The organism is Micromonospora globosa, assembly GCF_000717585.1.
Taxonomy (GTDB): Bacteria; Actinomycetota; Actinomycetes; order Mycobacteriales; family Micromonosporaceae; genus Micromonospora; species Micromonospora aurantiaca.
The window spans coordinates 16,255-35,005 of sequence record NZ_JNZR01000045.1 but is presented as its reverse complement, the minus strand read 5'-3'; the positions used below and the strand labels follow the sequence as shown (position 1 = coordinate 35,005).

The 18,751-nt window shown below is 70.4% G+C and carries 21 protein-coding genes and 1 tRNA gene; 13 read left to right on the top strand and 9 right to left on the bottom strand.

The genetic code is table 11. The features are described from left to right. The first annotated feature begins 507 nt into the window (after positions 1–507). From IF06_RS0129605 to IF06_RS0129580, 7 genes are all read left to right on the top strand, one after another. Entirely contained in the window at positions 508–1,494 is a 987-nt protein-coding gene (locus tag IF06_RS0129605) for a DNA-binding protein (RefSeq protein ID WP_232236794.1), read from the top strand. 21 nt (positions 1,495–1,515) lie between these two features. After that, positions 1,516–2,028, top strand: coding sequence for an NUDIX domain-containing protein (locus IF06_RS0129600; protein ID WP_030274965.1), 513 nt, complete (start codon positions 1,516–1,518; stop codon positions 2,026–2,028). Positions 2,029–2,079: 51 nt separating this feature from the next. After that, the gene (locus IF06_RS0129595) at positions 2,080–2,694 is read left to right on the top strand and encodes a hypothetical protein (protein ID WP_030274963.1); all 615 of its coding nucleotides are present in this window, start codon (positions 2,080–2,082) and stop codon (positions 2,692–2,694) included. After that, positions 2,691–3,212 carry a hypothetical protein gene (locus IF06_RS0129590; RefSeq protein WP_013289058.1) on the top strand — a complete coding sequence of 174 codons (522 nt, stop codon included), beginning with the start codon at positions 2,691–2,693 and terminating at the stop codon, positions 3,210–3,212. The genes IF06_RS0129595 and IF06_RS0129590 overlap by 4 nt, the downstream gene beginning before the upstream one ends. Positions 3,213–3,471: 259 nt before the next feature. After that, positions 3,472–3,849 carry a hypothetical protein gene (locus IF06_RS33735; RefSeq protein WP_041799133.1) on the top strand — a complete coding sequence of 126 codons (378 nt, stop codon included), beginning with the start codon at positions 3,472–3,474 and terminating at the stop codon, positions 3,847–3,849. A gap of 10 nt (positions 3,850–3,859) precedes the next feature. Next, the gene (locus tag IF06_RS0129585) at positions 3,860–5,242 is read left to right on the top strand and encodes a hypothetical protein (RefSeq protein ID WP_013289059.1); all 1,383 of its coding nucleotides are present in this window, start codon (positions 3,860–3,862) and stop codon (positions 5,240–5,242) included. Positions 5,243–5,462: 220 nt separating this feature from the next. Beyond that, a complete protein-coding gene (locus tag IF06_RS0129580; protein ID WP_225319525.1) occupies positions 5,463–6,014 on the top strand; it encodes a hypothetical protein in 552 nt (183 codons plus the stop codon). Between the two features lie 105 nt (positions 6,015–6,119). On the opposite strand, the gene IF06_RS0129575 is transcribed toward IF06_RS0129580, so the two are convergent. After that, positions 6,120–6,206: transfer RNA gene (locus IF06_RS0129575), tRNA-Ser, on the bottom strand. A 75-nt stretch (positions 6,207–6,281) separates the two neighbouring features. Between IF06_RS0129575 and deoD the strand changes: the two genes are divergently transcribed. The 3 genes from deoD to IF06_RS0129560 all read left to right on the top strand — a co-directional run bounded on the left by deoD (position 6,282) and on the right by IF06_RS0129560 (position 8,204). Further along, positions 6,282–6,989: a purine-nucleoside phosphorylase gene (gene deoD / locus IF06_RS0129570; protein ID WP_030274959.1), complete on the top strand. Its 708-nt coding sequence runs from the start codon at positions 6,282–6,284 to the stop codon at positions 6,987–6,989. A 112-nt stretch (positions 6,990–7,101) separates the two neighbouring features. After that, positions 7,102–7,740 (top strand): TetR/AcrR family transcriptional regulator, encoded by a 639-nt coding sequence (locus IF06_RS0129565; protein WP_030274957.1) that lies wholly within the window; start codon positions 7,102–7,104, stop codon positions 7,738–7,740. Further along, positions 7,737–8,204: an acyl-CoA thioesterase gene (locus IF06_RS0129560; protein ID WP_013289063.1), complete on the top strand. Its 468-nt coding sequence runs from the start codon at positions 7,737–7,739 to the stop codon at positions 8,202–8,204. The genes IF06_RS0129565 and IF06_RS0129560 overlap by 4 nt, the downstream gene beginning before the upstream one ends. A gap of 10 nt (positions 8,205–8,214) precedes the next feature. Here IF06_RS0129560 and IF06_RS32400 read toward each other — a convergent pair whose 3' ends face one another. The 4 genes from IF06_RS32400 to IF06_RS0129540 form a co-directional block, all read right to left on the bottom strand. Continuing rightward, a complete protein-coding gene (locus IF06_RS32400; protein ID WP_030274955.1) occupies positions 8,215–8,682 on the bottom strand; it encodes a nucleoside deaminase in 468 nt (155 codons plus the stop codon). Positions 8,683–8,830: 148 nt separating this feature from the next. After that, on the bottom strand, positions 8,831–9,355 hold the full coding sequence (locus tag IF06_RS0129550) for a tRNA adenosine deaminase-associated protein (RefSeq protein WP_013474946.1): 525 nt from the start codon (positions 9,353–9,355) through the stop codon (positions 8,831–8,833). 122 nt (positions 9,356–9,477) lie between these two features. Continuing rightward, positions 9,478–9,648, bottom strand: coding sequence for a hypothetical protein (locus IF06_RS34065; RefSeq protein WP_018786529.1), 171 nt, complete (start codon positions 9,646–9,648; stop codon positions 9,478–9,480). Positions 9,649–9,720: 72 nt separating this feature from the next. Then, positions 9,721–10,017: a hypothetical protein gene (locus IF06_RS0129540; RefSeq protein ID WP_013289066.1), complete on the bottom strand. Its 297-nt coding sequence runs from the start codon at positions 10,015–10,017 to the stop codon at positions 9,721–9,723. Positions 10,018–10,189: 172 nt separating this feature from the next. Here IF06_RS0129540 and IF06_RS0129535 point away from each other — a divergent pair, with 172 nt between their 5' ends. After that, positions 10,190–10,930, top strand: coding sequence for a M23 family metallopeptidase (locus tag IF06_RS0129535; RefSeq protein WP_030274953.1), 741 nt, complete (start codon positions 10,190–10,192; stop codon positions 10,928–10,930). A 57-nt stretch (positions 10,931–10,987) separates the two neighbouring features. After that, positions 10,988–12,058, top strand: coding sequence for a PHP domain-containing protein (locus IF06_RS0129530; protein WP_030274952.1), 1,071 nt, complete (start codon positions 10,988–10,990; stop codon positions 12,056–12,058). Positions 12,059–12,061: 3 nt separating this feature from the next. Here IF06_RS0129530 and IF06_RS0129525 read toward each other — a convergent pair whose 3' ends face one another. Continuing rightward, positions 12,062–13,036 (bottom strand): DMT family transporter, encoded by a 975-nt coding sequence (locus IF06_RS0129525; protein ID WP_174361751.1) that lies wholly within the window; start codon positions 13,034–13,036, stop codon positions 12,062–12,064. Positions 13,037–13,109: 73 nt separating this feature from the next. Here IF06_RS0129525 and IF06_RS0129520 point away from each other — a divergent pair, with 73 nt between their 5' ends. Continuing rightward, entirely contained in the window at positions 13,110–14,780 is a 1,671-nt protein-coding gene (locus IF06_RS0129520; RefSeq protein WP_030274951.1) for a DUF885 domain-containing protein, read from the top strand. A gap of 45 nt (positions 14,781–14,825) precedes the next feature. On the opposite strand, the gene IF06_RS0129515 is transcribed toward IF06_RS0129520, so the two are convergent. The 3 genes from IF06_RS0129515 to IF06_RS0129505 form a co-directional block, all read right to left on the bottom strand. Further along, positions 14,826–16,391 (bottom strand): DUF6114 domain-containing protein, encoded by a 1,566-nt coding sequence (locus tag IF06_RS0129515; RefSeq protein WP_030274949.1) that lies wholly within the window; start codon positions 16,389–16,391, stop codon positions 14,826–14,828. 77 nt (positions 16,392–16,468) lie between these two features. After that, positions 16,469–17,092, bottom strand: a complete 624-nt coding sequence (locus tag IF06_RS0129510) for a DUF6230 family protein (protein ID WP_013289072.1) — start codon at positions 17,090–17,092, stop codon at positions 16,469–16,471. Positions 17,093–17,485: 393 nt separating this feature from the next. Beyond that, positions 17,486–18,643, bottom strand: coding sequence for a DUF3068 domain-containing protein (locus IF06_RS0129505; RefSeq protein WP_013289073.1), 1,158 nt, complete (start codon positions 18,641–18,643; stop codon positions 17,486–17,488). Positions 18,644–18,751 lie beyond the last annotated feature (108 nt).

Below are 18,751 nucleotides of genomic sequence, written 5' to 3'. Positions count from 1 at the left end.
AAGATCCAGTCAGGGTTGGCTGCGGTGATCACCTGCACCCAGGGATCCTGACCGATCGTCCTGACTAGACAGACACCGGGGTTACGAGACGTCCCTTAGTCATGGCCGGTTATGCGTTGCGTGCATAACCGACACTCACTGAGCAGATTGAATAAGTGAGTGATCGCGGCATCGAGGCCAAGCAGGTGTGCGCGTTGCGGCGCCAACCTGGCTGCCGACAACGGCTCGGGACGGTGCGCTCCCTGTCAACGAGCGGAACGGGACCGCATCGTCGCTGCTCCCGACGTTCCACCCAGCTTCTGGTCCCATGAACCGCTTCGCCATGCGCTTGCGGATCGGCACCTCGGTCGCGTTGTCCGGGCCTACCGTCACCATCCCTATCACGGGCGACAGCCGCTGCCCCAAACCACGGTCGCCGGCTGGTTCGGGATTACGCAGGCGCAACTGAGCCGCATCGAGAACGGACCAGCGGTGGTACACCTCGACCGACTGGCACATTGGGCCCGCATGCTGCGGATACCCGCGCACACCTTGTGGTTCCGACTACCGGCCGCACCAGGCGACACCCCGCTGCCGGCCGATGTCGTGGAGGTGGGTCCTCAACTGATCCGCGCACTCCGGTCCGCAGATCGTCAGGTCGGCGGCAAGAACCTCTACAGCACCGTACTGACGCACCTTGCCGCCTTCTCCGGGCCGGCGGGTCCTCCTGCCATGTCCCCACAGGTACTCATGGCGACCGCTGCCCTGCGCGAGATGGCCGGTTGGATGGCGCACGATTCCGGGGACAGCACGACGAGTAGACGGCATTTCCTTGCCGCCTTGGCGCTCGCCGTCGACAGCAGAGACGCGCTGCTGGTGGCGCAGGTGCACGGAAGCCTGAGCCACCTCGCCTGCCACGGCGGAAACGCGGAGGCCGCGATCTCACATGCCAGGGACGGGCTCGGGGCTGTCGCTCAAGAGGAGGCCGGTGCTCTGATACGCGCCCGTCTTCTCGCCTTGCAGGCACGCGGCCTCGCCGCAGCGGGTCTCACCGCCGACTGCCATGCTTCCCTTCAGCGGGCTGAGTCCGCCTTCGCGGAGGCGGCACCTGCACCCACCGAATGGCTGAGTCCATTCGACCGCACCTCGTTCGACATCGAGTCGGCGCGCTGCCTGCTTCGCCTCGGTGACGTCACGGCCGCTCTTCGCATCCTCAACGGCAACGTCGCCGAGCGGCCGGGCGGCCGGGTGCGGAGTCAGGCGCTCGCCCGGATGCTCCTGGCCACCGCGCTCGTCGGGCAGGCCCGGATCGAGGAGGCGTGCGACCTGACGCACCAGACCGTCGAACTCACCCACGGGCTGGGGTCGGCCGTTGTCCTCGACCAGCTCAGACATCTCGCACTGCTGCTGCGATCGCATGCCGTCCGGTGCCCGGACGTGCCACAGCTTCTGGACCGGCTTCGCGACGCCATCCGGGAGCGGAGATGGGTGGCGCTGCCGCTGCCGACGGCGTGAGGACGGCCGACAATCGTCGGTATGGCCCACGAGCGTCCCCTGTACGAGCGAGATCCGGCAGCCTGGCAGGTCCACCTCGCCGAGGGCAACGCGCGGCAGCCCCGGAAGCGGGTGGGAGCTGACGTACTGCTGCGCAACGGTGACGGCGACATCCTGTTGGTAGATCCGCGCTACAAGCCCGACTGGGACCTGCCGGGCGGCATGGCGGAGGCGAACGAGCCGCCGCACCTGGCCGCCGAGCGGGAGCTACGCGAGGAGTTGAGTCTCGAACTGCGCGTCGGACCGTTGCTGGTCGTGGACTGGGTGGCACCGCACGGCCCCTGGGACGACAGCTTGATGTTCATCTTCGACGGCGGCGCACTGCCTCCCGCCGAGCCGTTGAAACCGGCTGACGGCGAACTGGCCGACGCACGATTCGTTGCGCTCGATGATGCGCAGGCGCTGCTTCGCCCGTACGTTTGGCATCGGCTGCGTCACGCGGTGGCCGCGCTGAGCGACGGACGCCCGAGGTACCTGACCAACGGAACCACCTGAGACCCTCGTACACATGTTCCATCCACAGCCTGTGGACGCCGAGAGGACCGGATGAGTTACCAGCTCAGCGCCGTGGTCGCCGACGTCGAGCTGCTTCGCGAGCAGACCGCCGACCTGGACCACGCGGTGCTCGCCGCGCTCCGCCAGGACTTCGCGCTGCTGCCGGTCACCCCGCAACTCGTGCAGGAACTGACCGGCGGCCTGCCGGACTACGCCACCGACGAGCCGCACGCCGAGCGCCCGTTCCGGCTGGTGCTGTCACCGCCCTTGGCGGAGGTGCTGGCCTGCTGGTCGAGGATCAGCCCGGTGGCGTACCTGGAGGCGGAGTTCGCGGGCGGCCTGGGCCACCAGTCGGCGGTGGTCTGGCTGGGCGGCGAGGTGAGCTGGGGCCCGCGGTACGACGCCGCGCTGGACCGGCCGCGTACCGAGTGGCCGATCAACACGGCGCTGGCCCGGCTGGGCGCGGAGCCGGGCGCGTGGATCGACCCGTTCGCCGAGCTGGGCCTGCACCTCGAGCGCGACACGGACGGCTGGCTGGCGCACGGCCGCCGCGGACTGTCCGCCGACTACTGGGACGACCTGGCTGAAGAGTGGGAACTACGCCAATCCGACCAGCACCAGCAACCTCATCGCCCTGGCCCCGTTGGTGACTGGGGGATTGCATGAAGCTACGACAATTCGGCTTTATTGCCGCGATGCTTGCTGCCGCGTCCGCAGCCGGCAGCGGCGTTCATCCACAGTGGCCCACCCGCCCGGTCGGCGCCGCCCAGGTGGTCAGCCTGGAAGGCCTGCGCAACGCGGAGTTCGGCGACACCGAGGCGGCCCTGACCCGGCGCGGCGTGCTGCGCGCCGACGAGGAGGCATGCGGACCCGCGCTTGTGGGGCACGGCTCGGTCAGCCCGATCTTCGTCGACGACCGGCTCGTCCTGCTGTGGCTCGACGACCCGATGAGCACGCCCGAGGGCATCAGCGCCGGCACGCCGGTCGGCGAGGTCCGCGCCGCGTATCCCGGCGCCGTCGACCTGCCGGCACCGCCCGGCAGTCACCGCTTCGCCGGGCTGCTCGCCCGCGAGGGCGACCGCGCGTACCTGTTCCTGCACGACGGCGTCACCGTCCGCGAGATCATCGCCGGGTACGCGGACTGGGCCCGTCGCCTCTTCGACGAGGGCTACGGCCCCTGCTGACGCTCGGCAGCGACCGCCGGGCACAGCCCTCCACCCGGCCGCTTCCGGCGCCTCGGCTCAACGACCCACGCTCGACCAATGGGACGATTTATCAGGTCTGCCGCTTATCGAATAGCGAAGCCCTGAGCTCTGACGCCGGTACGGCCTGATTGGATGATTCTCTGCGCTTCATTTTCATGTGATAATGGCCGCATTGGTGCCCATGACGGGGCCATCTCGATGTCCGCCTACGTGTCGCGCACCGTGATCTGGGGAGGCCATGGACCAGCCCGTCGTTCCAGCCCTCATTCCCGCAGTCATGGCACTCGTAGGGCTGATCGCGGGTCTTGTCGCGCCGATGATTGCGGGGTCGGGAGAGAGTCGACGGCGAAGAAGGGAGGACCAGCGTGCGAGATGTGACGAGATACTGGGACTGTTCGAGGACATCAGCGTCTATCGCGCCTTGACCGAATCGGAATCGGCGGTACGTCGTCGGTTGGTGCTGTCGGCCGCGCGATTGAAGGACCAGGCAGCTCGCGAGGCATGCCTCAGCCTCGCCAATGCGGTGGCGAGATCAGACGCCGACGAGGAAGACATCCTGCGGCAATGGACGGTCATGATCCGAGAGGTCTCCCGCGTCTATCGTTCACATCTTTGAGGACAGCGACATGGCAAATCATGGGGGCAGGGGCAACGAGGATCTTCGGCTCACCGAGGAATTGATGGGGAAAACCGGCCCCGCCACGTCCAAGTCGTCGAACGCTTTGCGACGGAGCCAGTATCTGGTGGGGCCGCCGGAGGCGAACCGGCGCTCCGAGCTGGAACGTACGTTACGCGAGGCCTCGAAGATCTCGATATGCGGAATCGCCAGCCGGAGCGTAGTACTGGCGATGTCAACAGTTGCCGCGGAGGTACGCAAGAGCGAAAAGGACTTCCCGTGGGACAGCCTGCATTACGTCACACCGACGCCGTCAATGATTCTCACCGGGCGCAGCGGAGTCGGGCTCGGGCCGGTCGTACGGGACTGGCAGGCGGCCGTGGACACGATCCGAAACTGCGCTCGTCAGCAGGCGCGGGCGGTCCCCGCCGCCGCTGCCAGGCGGAGCAAAGCATTGCAGTTGCTGGGGATGCGTCACTATTTCTTGGAAATGCTGATGCACGTCACCGTCCGCAGTACAGGCCGTAAAGAGTTCTGGTTGACAATAGGGGCCGGCCATCAGAGCAACGACCTTCCCCTTCTGGTGGTCGAGGAGACGGACGACAACTATCCCATTCTAGATGACATGCACAGCCGATTGATCGAAGGCTGCGAAGAGCTGGCGATCCGGCAGGTGCGCTGTGACCTGATCGAAGCGAGCGATGTGAACGGCCCCCCACCGCCGGGAGGCTGGCACGACGAGAAGACGCCTTACCTCGTCGTACACGGCCTCGAGCCGTACGGGACCGGCGGGCAGGCCCGTCCCGCCTGCATGCCAGTGGCGGCCGTGATGATCCGCGCGAACACCAACCGCGGCCCGGTCGTCATGCTCAGGCAGCGCAACGAGTTCTCGGACACCGACTCCTTCGGAAAATACTCGCTCATCACCAGCAGGCTCCTTGAGGAGGACCTGGCTACCGCACTGGGAGTTCCGGTATTCGCCGACCGGCACGTGGATGCCGCCACCGACGCGATGTGGCAGGCAACCAGAACCGATGGCCCGCTCGGGGTCCCGGTGAAGGCGTTCATACGCGCAGCGCAGCGGGAGTTGTTCATCTGCTGCGGCCTCGATGCCCCGGAGAGCCGATTCCAGTTCCACGGATACCAGGTCGTTTCCACGGCGGACGGCTCACAACTCGGCTTCGCCGTGTTCGAGTTGGTGCTCAACCGGCATGAGCCTTTCGACGAACTCGTCGCAGCCGAGGACTGGGACCGGGAGGAGAACCTCCTCGTGGTCAGCCAGTCCGACCTGTACACCGAGGCGTATACTGATCGTTTGAATCGTCTGTTGACGCAGCGCGAGGGATGGTTCCGCACCACCATTCTGGCTCGCCCAATTGCCGCCAGTCACTGACCACGCCGACCTATCCGAAAATACAAGCCAACGAAACAGATCGATATTCTTCGAGCGAGGACCGATGTGGCTTCGAGATGAGGCGTCGACGATTCGACGCCGGGCACCGAATGATCTTCCCCAAGCAGTGATCGGTCTCGTCATGGTGCCCGCCGACGACCCGGAGCTGGTACTGGTCGGCATTCGGAGCAGTGAGGGGAACGTCCGCCATCCAGGAGTCGTGAGCATCCCCACCATGCGCGTGCCGGCAGAGTGGGCGATCCAGGAGACCGGAGTCATCAGGAGCGGCGAGACGAGGCAACTCGAAGGAGCGGAGGGCACCTTCGGCAGGACGCGGTCGACGTCGACAGCAGCCGGCTACGCCGTCGAAGCCCTCCTCTCGAAGAAAGTCCTCGACGGCTCCCTCCTCGACACCGGCTACACATCCGGGCGATGCGCCTTCCGGCTGGCGATGCGAAGCGACGTCGACGACCCGACCGGCCAGGACGGGAGCATCGAAGACACTCTGATGCTCACCGTCCTGGCAATCTGCGACTTCGGTGCCGATGCGCTGCGCGGCCGCAGTCACAGTTATTCCCAGCTCGAGTTCGTCAGGTCGTCGGATCTGGTGAAGGCCTGGCGACAACGGGACGGCCAACTGCTGTTCCCGGCGGCCAACCCGCTCGAGGTGTGCATTCGCGGACTCTGCGTCGAGTCAGCGGTACGGCTGCTCGACTCGCCTGCGGTGATACGCGCCATGAGCGCGACAGGCTTCGGGCCCGGCGTGCGGTGACAGGCGCGGCGACGCTGGCCGCACCGACGGCTCCTTCGTGACGGGATGCGAGAACGCCCGGTGCGATCCTCGCGGATCGACCCGGGCGTTCTCGCATTTCACGAGCGGTGGCGGCGGGATTTGAACCCGCGGAGGGCGTAAACCCTCACACGCTTTCGAGGCGTGCTCCTTAGGCCACTCGGACACGCCACCGCCGACGAGGGTACAGGACCGCCGGCTTGGACGCCGAACCGGTATCCCTCGGCCCGGCCTGGCAGGATCTTTGCCATGAGTACGCACATCGGCGCTGAGCCGGGAGAGATCGCCGAGCGGGTCCTGATGCCGGGCGACCCGCTGCGGGCCAAGTGGATCGCGGAGACCTACCTGGAGGGGGCCCGCTGCTACACGACGGTGCGCGGCATGCTGGGCTTCACCGGGAAGTGGAACGGTGTCGACGTGTCCGTCCAGGGCTCCGGCATGGGCATGCCGTCCGCCTCGATCTACGCCCACGAGCTGGTAAACGAGTACGGCGTGAAGTCGCTGATCCGGGTCGGCTCCTGCGGTGCCCTGACCGAGGATCTGCAACTGCGGGACGTGGTGGCGGCGATCGGCTCGTCCACCGACTCGAACATGAACCGGATACGCTTCGACGGGCTGATCGACTACGCCCCGGTGGCCGACTTCGGGCTGCTGCGTACCTCGGTCGAGGTGGCCGAGCGGCGCGGCATCAGCATGCGGGTGGGGCCGATCCTGGCGGCGGACGCCTTCTACACGGACCGGCCCGACCTGTACGACAGGCTGGCCGACTACGGCGTGCTGGCGGTGGAGATGGAGTCGGCGGCGCTCTACACGATCGCGGCGCGCTTCAAGGCCCGCGCGCTGACCATCCTGACCGTCAGCGACCACATCAAGACCGGCGAGAAGACCACGTCGCAGGAGCGTGAGCAGACGTTCGGCCAGATGGTCGAGATCGCGCTGGACACCATCATCGCCTGACCTGATCGATCCAGGGCCGCCCCGTCACCGCTCGGTGGCGGGGCGGTTGCGCGTTACCCGGGTCACAAAAATAAATACGACCGGTCGTGCTTGTTTCCCCTAGGCTGATCGCATGACCTCCGACGGCCGCGTCGCCCGCGGCGACCGCACCCGCACCGCGGTGCTGGACACCGCCGTGGCGCTGGCGACCGAGGTCGGCCTGCACGGTCTGTCCCTGGCCCAGCTCGCCGACCGGCTGGAGGTGAGCAAGTCCGGCCTCTTCGCGCACTGGCGCTCCAAGGAGGCACTGCAACTCGCCACAGTCGACCGGGCCGTGGCGCAGTGGCAGGAACGGATCGTCACCCCCGCTCTGAGCGCGCCACGAGGCGTACGCCGGCTGCGCGCGCTGCACGAGGCCCGGATCGACTTCTACGCCGCCCGGGTGCTGCCCGGCGGCTGCTTCTTCGCCAACACCGAGTTCGAGTACAACGCCCGCCCCGGCCCGGTCCGGGACCGGCTCGCCGAGGCGTTCGCCAGGTGGACCGCACTGCTGGAGCGCCTCGTGCAGGAGGCGGTCGACCTCGGCGAGCTTCCCGCCGACCTGGACGTGCCGCTGCTCGCGTACGAGATCGACGCGCTGGGGATCAGCGCGGTGATGCGGTCCCGGCTGCTCGACCCGGACGCCACCTACCGGCACGCCCGCCAGGGCCTGCTGACCCGGCTGCGGGCGCTCTGCCCGGATCCGACCCTGCTACCGGAAGGCCAGTCATGAGCCACGCCACCGCTGACCGGCAGGTCGCCGAGTTCGGGCACGTCGAGCACGTGCCGGTGCACTTCGACGACCTCGACGCCATGGGCATCCTGCACAACGCCCGCTACGCCGTGCTGCTGGAACGCGCCCTGACTCCCTACTGGGCCGAGCGCGGCGTCGCCTTCCGGGGCGACGTGCACGCCACCCCCGACGTGTTCCACGCGGTCCGTGAGTTCACCATCACCTACCAGGCGCCGGTCGTCGGCGTCGGCACGGTGGCTGTGCACTTCTGGCTCGAACACTTCGGCACCAGCAGCGCCCGCTACGCCTTCGAGTTCCGCTCGGTGGACGGCGCGACCGTGCACGCCACCGGCACCCGGTCGATCGTCCGGCTGGACCCGGCCACGCTGCGCCCGACCGCCTGGACCGAGGTCGGCCGAGCGGTCGCCGCGACGCTGCTGCGCCCCGCCCCGGCCGACGCCTGAGACCTGGCGGTCAGCGGAAGAAGGCGCGCAGCAACGTCGCGCTCTCGCGTTCCAGTACGCCGCCGTACACCTCGGGGCGATGCGTGACGCGGCGGTCGCGCAGCACGTCCCAGAGCGACCCGACCGCGCCCGTCTTGGGTTCCCAGGCGCCGAACACCACTGTCGAGACGCGGGCCAGCGCGATCGCCCCGGCGCACATGGTGCACGGTTCCAGCGTCACCACGAGCGTGCAGTCGTCCAGCCGCCAGCGGCCCAGCCGCTGCGCGGCCCGGCGCAACGCCAGCACCTCGGCGTGCGCGGTCGGGTCGCCGGTCAGCTCCCGCTCGTTGCGTCCGATCGCCAGCTCGGCGCCGTCGGGTCCGTAGAGCACCGCGCCGACCGGCACGTCGTCGGCGTCGGGGGTCGCATCGTCCGGGCCGGTCACCGCGACCTCCAGGGCCCGGCGCATCCACAGCTCGTGCCGCTGCCGGCGGCCGATCGCGCCCGGGTCGGCGAGCGCCTCGTCGGCGCCCGGACCGACGCGCCCGGCCCGGCCGGGGGTAGGCTGCCCCGGGCGTACGGTCTCCAGCGCCGGATCTGTCGCGTCGGCCGGTTCGGCGGCGCCGGGCGTCAGGGACTCCCCGGGCTCAGACCTCACGCAGCTCCTCGACCTCGTCCGCGCAGCCGAGCACCTGGCAGATCTCGGCTGTCACGTCGGCCGGCATGGAGCCCTCGTGCGCGCAGAGCGCCAGCAGCTTCTGCGCCGGGATGCCCAGGTCGGCGAGGAGGTCGGCGTCACCGACCGGGTCGGCCTCCGGGTCGACAGCGGGTTGCTCGGTGTCGTCGTCGCCGCCGGAGGCGCGCGGCTCGTCGACCTCCTCCAGCCCAGTCACCGAGGTCTTCAGGTCGCCGACGAGCAGCGCGCCCAGCCGGGACTCCTCCGCGTACGCCGAGTCCGAGCCGAAGACCCGCAGGTCCTCCCCCTCGTCCAGGCGCAGGATGACCAGGTACGTGTCGTCGGCCTCGACGAACAGCAGCGAGAGGTCGGCGTCCGGCTCGACGTCGCGCAGCCGGTCGGCGACCTCCTCGATGTCGGTGACGCCCCGCAGGCTCACCTCACCGGCGGTCCAGCCGCCGTCGACGCGCGCCACGGCAGCAGCGAAGTACGACACGGTCCCCCCAAATCAGCCTCGGCAGCACGCCGACACGTCACGCGATGCACGTTAACCGGTCGGGTCGGCAGGCGAGCGGTCAACGCCCCGTATGGGCCGGCCGTTCCTGAAGAGAAAGCCGGTCAGCCGACGACGCGCCGGCGGGTGGCGATGAGTTGGCGCAGCCGCTCGGTGCGGGCCCGCTGCGGCCGCTGGCGCTGCTGTACCGCACGGGCACCGGCCAACTCGGCGAGGAGTTGCAGGCGTCGGCGGCTCCGATCGGGGTCGAGCCGCGGCGGTGTGGTCCAGGCCATACCGCGAGCGTGGACCGTCCTCAGGCGTACGTCAAGGTGGCCTTCGCTACGCAGCGAAACCGGCACCGAAGGTCACCAGAGCGGCCAGTCCCCGGTCTGCGCCCACCGCATCGCGACTATCGCTGCGGCGATGCTCCAGCCACCCGCGGTGACGATCGCTACGCCCGTCGCCACCCCCCGGTCGCCGTGGCGGACCAGCACCGCGGCGGCCAGCCAGGCCAGGCCGCCGGCCAGCAGCGTCCACCAGGCGTAACCGGCGACGCCGCCGCCGACCAGCCCGAACAACAGCAACCAGGCGAACGCGACCAGCGCACCGACAGCGACGCCGGCACCGGTGATCGGGTACGGCTCGCGGTAGCTGGGCCGCATCGACGTGCTCGACGGGAACAGCCCCGAGGGCGTACGCGGTGGCGGGAACGCCCCCGGACCGGTCCCCTCGGGTCCGCCGTGCCACCCGTGCGTCACCGCCGCCCCCTTTCCCGGACCGTCCGTCCCGCGTTCGACTTTCGTCCCTACGGTAGTGGTCTGTCAGGATGACCGGATGCGCTCGCCATCGATCGGACGCCGCACGCGGCCGGCGTACCCGGTCCTGCTGCTCGTCGCGGCGCTCGCCGCCGGGTGCGGCGCCCCTACCGGGCGCGCCGACAGGTGGCAGGAACCGAGTCCGATCGCGACGGCGGCGCAGCCCGCCGACCCGGCCCCGCCGGTCGCCTCCTCGTCCGCCACGCCGTCGCCGGCGCGCACCGACGTGAAGCGGGTCTTCCCGGTACGGGCCGGCAACGTCGACTACCACCCGACGCACGGCGGCTACCCGGGCACCGACGTGTTCGCCGACTGCGGGGAACCGGTGGTGGCGGTGACCGACGGCGTCGTGCTGGAGGTGAGCCGCGTCGACCGGTTCGACAAGCGCGGGCCGCTGGGCCCGGACAACGGTGGGCTCTCCGTCTCGCTGCTCGGCGACGACGGGGTGCGCTACTACGGCTCGCACCTGAGCGCGATCACCGCGGGTGTCGACGCCGGGGTACGGGTGCGTGCCGGGCAGCAGCTCGGCGAGGTGGGCCGTACGGGGAACGCCAACAACGTCTGCCACCTGCACTTCGGGCTCTCCCCGAAATGCACGGGCGCGGACGACTGGTGGATCCGCCGGGGCGTGGTCTGGCCGGCGCCGTACCTGAACTCGTGGCGCAAGGGCGGCAACCGCTCGCCGGTCGCCGAGGTCACCGCCTGGCAGCGCAAGCACGGCTGCCCGGCTTCGCCCGGCCGGTCCACCCGCAGCGGCTGACCGACTCGCGGTTGCGGGGCCACGCGGCGGACGGCGTATGCGCGTAGGTTCCAGGACATGAGTGCCCGGGATCCCCTCGCCGACCTGCGCCGGATCGCGTTCCTGCTGGAACGGGCGAACGAGGCCACGTACCGGGTCCGGGCGTTCCGGTCGGCGGCGAAGACGCTCGGCGCGCTGCCCGCCGCCGAGGTGGCCGAGCGGGCCCGCACCGGCAAGCTGACCGAGCTGTCCGGCGTCGGTGACGTCACCGCCCGCTGCGTGGCCGAGTCGCTGGCCGGCGAGGAGCCGGTCTATCTGCGCCGCCTGCTGGCGACCGAGGGCACCGACCTGGACGAGGCGGCGGCGAAGCTGCGGGACGCGCTGCGCGGCGACTGCCACACCCACTCGGACTGGTCCGACGGCGGCTCACCGATCGAGGAGATGGCGCTGGCGGCGGTCGAGCTGGGCCACGAGTACATGGTGCTCACCGACCACTCGCCGCGGCTGACTGTGGCCCGGGGCCTGACCGCGGAGCGGCTGCGCAAGCAGCTCGACCGCGTCGCCGCCGTCAACGAGGCGCTGCCGAAGGGCTTCCGCCTCCTCACCGGCATCGAGGTGGACATCCTCGCCGACGGCTCACTCGACCAGGACGAGGACCTGCTGGCGCGCCTCGACGTGGTGGTCGGCTCGGTGCACAGCGGCCTCAACGACGACCGGGCGAAGATGACCCGCCGGATGCTGACCGCGATCGCGAACCCGCACCTGGACATCCTCGGCCACTGCACCGGCCGGATGGTCTCCTCCCGGCCCGCCGGGGTGACCGGGCCGGGCGACCGGGGGCACCGGGCGCGTACCCGCAAGGAGAGCGAGTTCGACGCGGACGCCGTCTTCGCCGCCTGTGCCGAGCACGACGTGGCCGTCGAGATCAACTCCCGGCCGGAGCGGCAGGACCCGCCGAAGCGGCTGATCCGCCTCGCGCTGGAGGCCGGGTGCCGGTTCGCCATCGACACCGACGCGCACGCGCCGGGCCAGCTCGACTGGCAGCGCTTCGGCTGCGAGCGTGCCGCGCTGTGCGGCGTACCGGCGAAGCGGGTGGTGAACACCTGGACGGCCGACCGCCTGGTGAAGTGGACGACCGGCCGTAGCTGAACGTCAGCCCCGGGTGGCCGGCTCGGCGGCGCGGACTGCGGGCGCCACCGCCTCCGGGCGTGGGCGACGCCGCCCGAACAGGCCCTGGGCGACCGCCACGCCGACGAGCACCACGAACGCGCCGACCGGCTGGTGCCAGTTCATCCGCTCGCCGAGCACCACCGCGCCGACGAGCACCGCGAACACCGGGATCAGGTACGTCACGGTGGACGCCGTGCTCGCCCCGGCCAGCCGGATGTTGCGCATGTTGATCACGAAGGCGAGCCCGGTGCCGAGCGCGCCGAGCGCCAGCACGCTCGCGATCACGCGCGGGGAGAGGCCGGTCGGCGACGGCGGCGTGCCGACGAACGGCGCGACGAGCGCGAGCTGCGCGGTCGCCACCAGCAGCTGGGCGGCCGACAGCGACAGCCCGGAGTACGCGCTGCCCGCGACGAACTTCTTCTGGTACGGGATCGCCAGCCCGTAGCAGGCCGCCGCGCCGAAGCACATGAGCTGGCCGACGAAGTGGGCGCCGCCCACGCCCTCCCAGACGCCGAGCACCACGAGCACGCCGGCGAAGCCCAGCCCCAGCCCGACCGCACGCCGGACGGTCAGCCGCTCGGTGCGGAACACCAGCACCGCCAGCGGCAGCACGATCAGCGGCGTGGTGGCGTTCCAGATGCCCGCGAGCATCGACTCGACCCGCTGCTCGCCGTAGCCGAACAGCGTGAACGGCACCGCGACGCCGAACGCGGCCACCACGAGCATGTGCGCCCAGACCCGGGGGTCGCGGGGCAGCCGGTCGCGCAGCACGGCAAGCACCACGAGCAGCGTCAGCGCACCGGTGGCCACCCGGTAGAGGGTGAGGTGCACGGGGTGCAGCTCGGTGACACCGACCTTGATGAACAGGAAGCTGGAACCCCAGATGGCGGCGAGCGCGACGAACCCGGGCAGCCAGCTCCGCGCCGGCGCGCGGTCAGGAGTGATCTCGACGTTCACCCCTGACACTCTGCCGCAGAGGTACGACGAAGTCGCGCGGTATTCCGGATGCGGGGTCACGTAGGGTCGCCTCGTGGGACGAATCGATGACCTCGCCAACCGGTACGTGGCCGAGTGGGCCCCGCTGAGCCCGACCGGCGCCACCTACGTCGGCATCGCCGGCTACGACGACCAGCTCGACGACCTGTCGCCCGAGGGTTACGCGGCGCGCGCCGACCTGGCCCGCCGCACGCTCGGCGAACTCGACGTGACCGAGGCGGAGACCGAGGCGGAGCGGACCGCCCAGGAGGCCATGCAGGAGCGCCTCGGCCTGGAGCTGGCCCGCTACGACGCGGGCGAGACCGGCAGCGAGGTCAACGTGATCGCGAGCGGGCTGCACGAGATCCGGATGGTCTTCGACCTCATGCCGACCGACGGCGAACAGGCCCGGGCGAACGTGGCCGCACGGCTCAACCGCTTCGCGTCCGCGCTGGACGGCTACAAGCGCACGCTGCGCGAGGCCGCCGCGGCGGGACGGGTCAGCTCGCGGGTGCAGCTCGTCGAGGTCGCCAAGCAGTGCGACGTCTGGGTCGACCCGGAGGGCGACAACTTCTTCCACGGGCTGGTCGAGCGGATCGACGCCGACGGCGCGCTCGGCGCGGAGCTGCGCAAGGGCGCCGCCGCAGCGACCGCCGCCACCGCCGAGTTCGGGCAGTTCCTGCGCACCGAGCTGGCGCCGGTGGGCAGGGAGAAGCAGGCCGCCGGGCGGGAGCGCTACGAGCTGGCCTCGCAGTACTTCCTCGGCGCGAAGGTCGATCTGGACGAGACGTACGCCTGGGGTTTCGCCGAGCTGGCCCGGCTGGAGGCCGAGATGCGCGCGGTGGCCGCGCGGATCGCCGGGCGCGGCGCCTCGGTCGACGACGCGGTACGCGCGCTCGACGCCGACCCGGCGCGGACGGTACGCGGCAAGGAGGCGTTCCGGGACTGGATGCAGGCGCTCGCCGACAGGGCGGTCACCGAGCTGAACGGCACCCACTTCGACATCCCCGAGCAGGTGCGCCGGATCGAGTGCTGCCTCGCGCCGACGAGCGACGGCGCCATCTACTACACCGGCCCGAGCGAGGACTTCTCCCGGCCGGGACGGATGTGGTGGGCGGTGCCGCAGGGCATCACCGACTTCTCCACCTGGCGGGAGGTGACCACCGTCTACCACGAGGGCGTGCCGGGTCACCACCTCCAGGTCGCCCAGACCGCCGTCCGGGCCGACCTGCTCAACCGCTGGCAGCGGCTGCTGTGCTGGGTCTCCGGGCACGGCGAGGGCTGGGCGCTCTACTCCGAGCGGCTGATGGACGAGCTGGGCTACCTCGACGACCCGGGTGACCGGCTCGGCATGCTCGACGGGCAGGCGCTGCGCGCGGCCCGGGTCATCGTGGACATCGGCATGCACCTGGAGCTGGAGATCCCGAGGGACAACCCGTTCGGCTTCCACCCGGGCGAGCGGTGGACGCCGGAGCTGGGCTGGGAGTTCATGCGGGCGCACTGCCGGGTGCCGGACGAGAACCTGCGCTTCGAGCTGAACCGCTACCTGGGCTGGCCCGGGCAGGCCCCGTCGTACAAGGTGGGCGAGCGGATCTGGTTGCAGGCCCGCGAGGACGCGAAGGCCCGCAAGGGCGCCGACTTCGACCTCAAGGAGTTCCACCGCCAGGCGCTCGACCTGGGCTCGCTGGGGCTGGACCCGCTGCGCAAGGCGCTGGCCCGGCTCTGAACCGGGTGCGGGTGCCGGCGGTGAGTCCCGCCGGCACCCGCCGGGTCAGGCGCCGAGCGTCAGCCGCAACGTCGGCCGGCCGGTGAGCGTGTTGCTGGTGACGTACGCCAGGTCGATGACCGGGTCGGTGAACGTCACCGGGATGGGGAGCGTGACCGGCAGGCCGTCCGGGAACGGCAGGTCCGGCGTCAGCGTCAGCTTGATACCGGCGAGCTTGCCGACGAACCGGGTGCAGTAGAACGCGACGTCGTCGCGGACCGTGAGGCGGTCGGTCGCGTACCGCTGGGTGCGGCCCCTGGGACCGTCGGCGACCAGCAGGAAGTCGTCGGTCACCGCCTCCTTCATGCTGAACTTCAGCACCTTGAGCGCACCCTGCTCGGTCTGGAGGTCGGTGATCCCCTCGAACCGTAGCCCGGTCATGGTCACCTTGGAGCCGGTGAGCTTCGACGGCGTCTGGCCCACCTTCGGCAGGCTCGGGTCGGCGGCGATACGCGGCAGGGGCTTGCCGGGTTCCACTTTGCCGGGCTTCGCCGGGTCCACCTTGCCGGGCTTGCCCGGCGCCGGGCACTCGGTCGATCCGGGCCGGGTCGTCGGCTTGCTCGTCGGGGCCGCCGATCCGCTCGCGGTCGGTGTGGGCGACGGCGTCTCGCTCTTCTTGCTGCTGCCCTTGAACAGGTCACCGATCCCCTCGAAGAAGTCGGTGATGATGTTGCCATCCCGCGTCGGGCTCACGCTCGGCGACGGGGTGGGCGTCGCCGTGGGCGCGCTCGCGCCGGGCGTCGGCGTGGCGGGCTTCGACGGGCAGGCGCTGGCGGCGGGCTTACTCGGGGCGGCGGCCTGCACCGCTCGGGGCTGCACGGCGAGGCCGGCGGTGGCGAGGCCGAGCACCACGAGGACGATGCCGAAGGCGCGCGGGTCCGCCGAACGCCCCGCCCACTCCGGCGGGCCGCCGTCGGATCCGGCCGCCTGCCCGTTCACCGACTGCCGAGGGACCGGCCGCTCCCCGCCCGGCCGCTCGGCAGTCGGCTGCTCGACGGCCGGCCGTACGCCGGCCGGCACCTCGACGGTCGGCCGCTCGTCCGCGGGCTGTGCGTCCTCGGGCCGCGTGTCCACGGGCTGCCCGTCCGCGGCGGTGCCGGGCTCGGCGTCCACAGCGGTGCCGGGTTCGGCGTCCGCCTCGGCGTCGCGCTCGTCGGCGGCCGGACCGGCGGGACCGGCCGGAGGGGTCGGCACCCAGGCGAACGCGAGCGCGCTGCCCACGATGCCGAGCAGCAGACCGACGAAGAAGCCGCCGAGGTTGAGCCCGATCAGGGAGTAGACGGTCGTGATCGCCGCGACGATCGAGTAGAACAGCCGCTGCGGCGGGCTGAGCCAGAGCAGCACCCCGCACGTCACGAGGATGCCCGGGATCAGCAGCGAGAGCAGACCGGTGGCGCCGCTGCTGAAGCTCAGGCCGTTGAGGGTCAACCGGGTGGAGGCGAGCATCTCCACCCCGGCCAGGATGATGAACAGGCCGCCCCAGAACGGCCGGCTCCGCTGCCAGCGGCGGAAGGTACGCCATGCCCGGGCCGCGGTGCCGAGCCGGGCGTGGGACGGGTCGACGGTTGTCACGTACTCCTCCTGGCGGAGCGGGGACGGGAACGATCGGGCGGGCCCGCGGTGGTCGGCCACCGCGGGCCGTGCTCAGCTCAGAAGCACTCCTTGCCCTTGGCGTCGTCGCCCACGTTGACCTTGAGCCGCAGCCCGACCAGGTTGAACGTCGAGGAAGTGGTGTAGCGGGACACCTGCTTCAGGTCACGGATGGTCACCCGGTCGGAGTTCTGGCCGAACGAGCCGCGCTGCGCCGTCGGGTTGAGGTCGCTGGCGTCGCGTCCGATCTTGATGTTGGTGAAGGTCGCGTTGCCCTCGAGCGAGTCCATCGCGATCACGAGGTCCTTGGCCCGGGCGGGGTCCTTGCCCTCACCGGCGTTGATGGTGAGCACCACCGGCAGGCCGGGCAGGTCGGCGCGGACGGACTGGCAGAGCTTGTACAGCTCGGCGCTGCTGATCTCGGCCATCGCGACCGGGCGGGTCGCGCCGGCCTTCCCGTCCTCGCCCTTCTCGCGGACGATGCCGCCGTACTGCTTGAAGCCCTCACCCTCCAGGCGGTCGGCGCCGATCTTGAACGTCTGCCCGGACACGGTGATGTCGGAGGCGATGGCGCCGGTCGACATGCCGAACAGGATGGCACCGGCGGCGGCCGTGGTGGGCACGATCATGGCGGCGAACCGCCGCCACCGGGTACGACCCTGGTTGTCGAGCCGATTCTGCACGGGGTTCCTCCTCGAACGAATGTGCGCGGCGGCCGGTGGGGAACCGGTGGCCCGCGCCGGGCCCGTCCTCTGTTACCGACGGGTAACGATCGAGCCTGATCGTGCACCCGATGCGGTGCAGCTCACAACCCCCTGATTACCCGGCGGTAACACCGGGGTGAGACAGAAAGGTGACCAGGCGTCACGAAATCCCTGCCCAGGCAGGGCGTGGAGGGCGAAATGTCGCGGCAAACCGGGCATAGATGACGGTGAACGCGACGGAAAGTCACCGGACATCTCGCCGTTACAATCGAGTAACGAATGTAAAGTAGGTTCGCCCGCATGGGAGATGTTGACGACGGAGGGGTGGGCCGCATCGCGGCCCACCCCTCCGTCGTGCTTCCGGCGTACCGGTCAGCGGCGCTCCACCTCACCGGCGCCCGAACGCTGGGCCGGCACCGACGGATCGTCGGACCGCCAGTTCGTCGACGCCGGCGGGATCTCGTCGTCGAGCGGGCCACCCACGGGCTCCTGGTCCACGCGGGTGGGCGTCGGGTCGGAGGTCGGCGCGTCCGCGCGGTGCCGGGCGCTGCCGTCACCCTTGGGCCGGGTCACCAGCCACACGCCCGCGATCAGGGCGATCAGGCCGAGCACGCCGGCGATGATCGGACCCCAGACACTGATCAGGCCGATCTTGAAACGGTTGTCCTTCACCGTCTCGACGCTGCGGCTGATCGTGGCGTCGTTGTAGTTGAAGTCCGCGTCCAGCAGCACGGTCGGGGCGCCGGTGTCCGGGCGCAGCTCCTTGTACTGCTGCTCGCGGACCTTGACGTAGGCGCCGGTCACCGGGTCGACCCAGAGCGTACGGGTGTTGCTGTAGACGACCTGGCCGCTGGTCGCGCCGGGCGCGAACTTGCCCAGCAGCGTCTTGACGCTGTCCTCCGGGGTGTTCAGCGGCTCGTTCTCGATCCGCTGCTCGAAGCGGTACGTCTCGACGCCCTTGATCTTCTCCGTGCCGGTGAACCGCGCCGGGGCCGTCTTCTTCAGGTCACGGTCGAACACCTGGTAGTCACGCTTGCCGGTGCCGAACGGGAACTTGTAGATCTGGCCGGAGTAGCGCACGTTGCCGACCGGGGTCTGCTGCGCGCCGGACTCGTTGAGCCACTGCTCGTCCCACGGCGCCGCCGCGCCGGAGATCCGGTACAGCGCCAGCTCCGTGCTGTACTGGCTGATCACATCCTGGTTGTCGCCGCGCTTGACCGTCTGGAAGACGTTCCAGATGACCGCGTCGCCCTTCAGCTCCTTGGGCAAGCGGTCCTTCGTGTCCTCCGGCTGCGGGATGACCTCGACGCTGGACACGAGGTCGGCCTGCGGCACGTCGATGCTCACGCCGCCGGCTTCGGACTTGATCTGTAGGAACTTCGCGCCCTTCGCCTCCGCGACGGACGTCGTTGGTTCCAGGTCATAGGGCAGCTTGGTCACGGCGGGGGCCACGTAGAACGGCAGCCCGGCCGCGAAGACCAGCAACAAGACACCTAGCCCGAAGAGCGCGGCGCCCACGCGAAGCTTCACTCATCCTCCTGTAACCTGCCGCCCTACGGTCTGTCGTCCGGGGCACCCGATCCTTAGCATTGGCGGGAGGTTACTCCCCAGTCACCTGCAAAAGCGACCCCCTGGATG

Excerpts from the sequence above, each read along its gene's own strand:
- IF06_RS0129605 (WP_232236794.1), top strand. The coding sequence starts at position 508 with ATGCTGCGGATACCCGCGCACACCTTGTGGTTCCGACTACCGGCCGCA.
- IF06_RS0129585 (WP_013289059.1), top strand. The coding sequence starts at position 3,860 with ATGGCAAATCATGGGGGCAGGGGCAACGAGGATCTTCGGCTCACCGAG.
- IF06_RS0129565 (WP_030274957.1), top strand. The coding sequence starts at position 7,102 with ATGACCTCCGACGGCCGCGTCGCCCGCGGCGACCGCACCCGCACCGCG.
- IF06_RS33735 (WP_041799133.1), top strand. The coding sequence starts at position 3,472 with ATGGACCAGCCCGTCGTTCCAGCCCTCATTCCCGCAGTCATGGCACTC.
- IF06_RS34065 (WP_018786529.1), bottom strand. The coding sequence starts at position 9,648 with ATGGCCTGGACCACACCGCCGCGGCTCGACCCCGATCGGAGCCGCCGA.
- IF06_RS0129540 (WP_013289066.1), bottom strand. The coding sequence starts at position 10,017 with ATGCGGCCCAGCTACCGCGAGCCGTACCCGATCACCGGTGCCGGCGTC.
- IF06_RS0129600 (WP_030274965.1), top strand. The coding sequence starts at position 1,516 with ATGGCCCACGAGCGTCCCCTGTACGAGCGAGATCCGGCAGCCTGGCAG.
- IF06_RS0129560 (WP_013289063.1), top strand. The coding sequence starts at position 7,737 with ATGAGCCACGCCACCGCTGACCGGCAGGTCGCCGAGTTCGGGCACGTC.
- IF06_RS0129595 (WP_030274963.1), top strand. The coding sequence starts at position 2,080 with ATGAGTTACCAGCTCAGCGCCGTGGTCGCCGACGTCGAGCTGCTTCGC.
- IF06_RS0129590 (WP_013289058.1), top strand. The coding sequence starts at position 2,691 with ATGAAGCTACGACAATTCGGCTTTATTGCCGCGATGCTTGCTGCCGCG.
- IF06_RS0129530 (WP_030274952.1), top strand. The coding sequence starts at position 10,988 with ATGAGTGCCCGGGATCCCCTCGCCGACCTGCGCCGGATCGCGTTCCTG.
- deoD (WP_030274959.1), top strand. The coding sequence starts at position 6,282 with ATGAGTACGCACATCGGCGCTGAGCCGGGAGAGATCGCCGAGCGGGTC.
- IF06_RS0129535 (WP_030274953.1), top strand. The coding sequence starts at position 10,190 with ATGCGCTCGCCATCGATCGGACGCCGCACGCGGCCGGCGTACCCGGTC.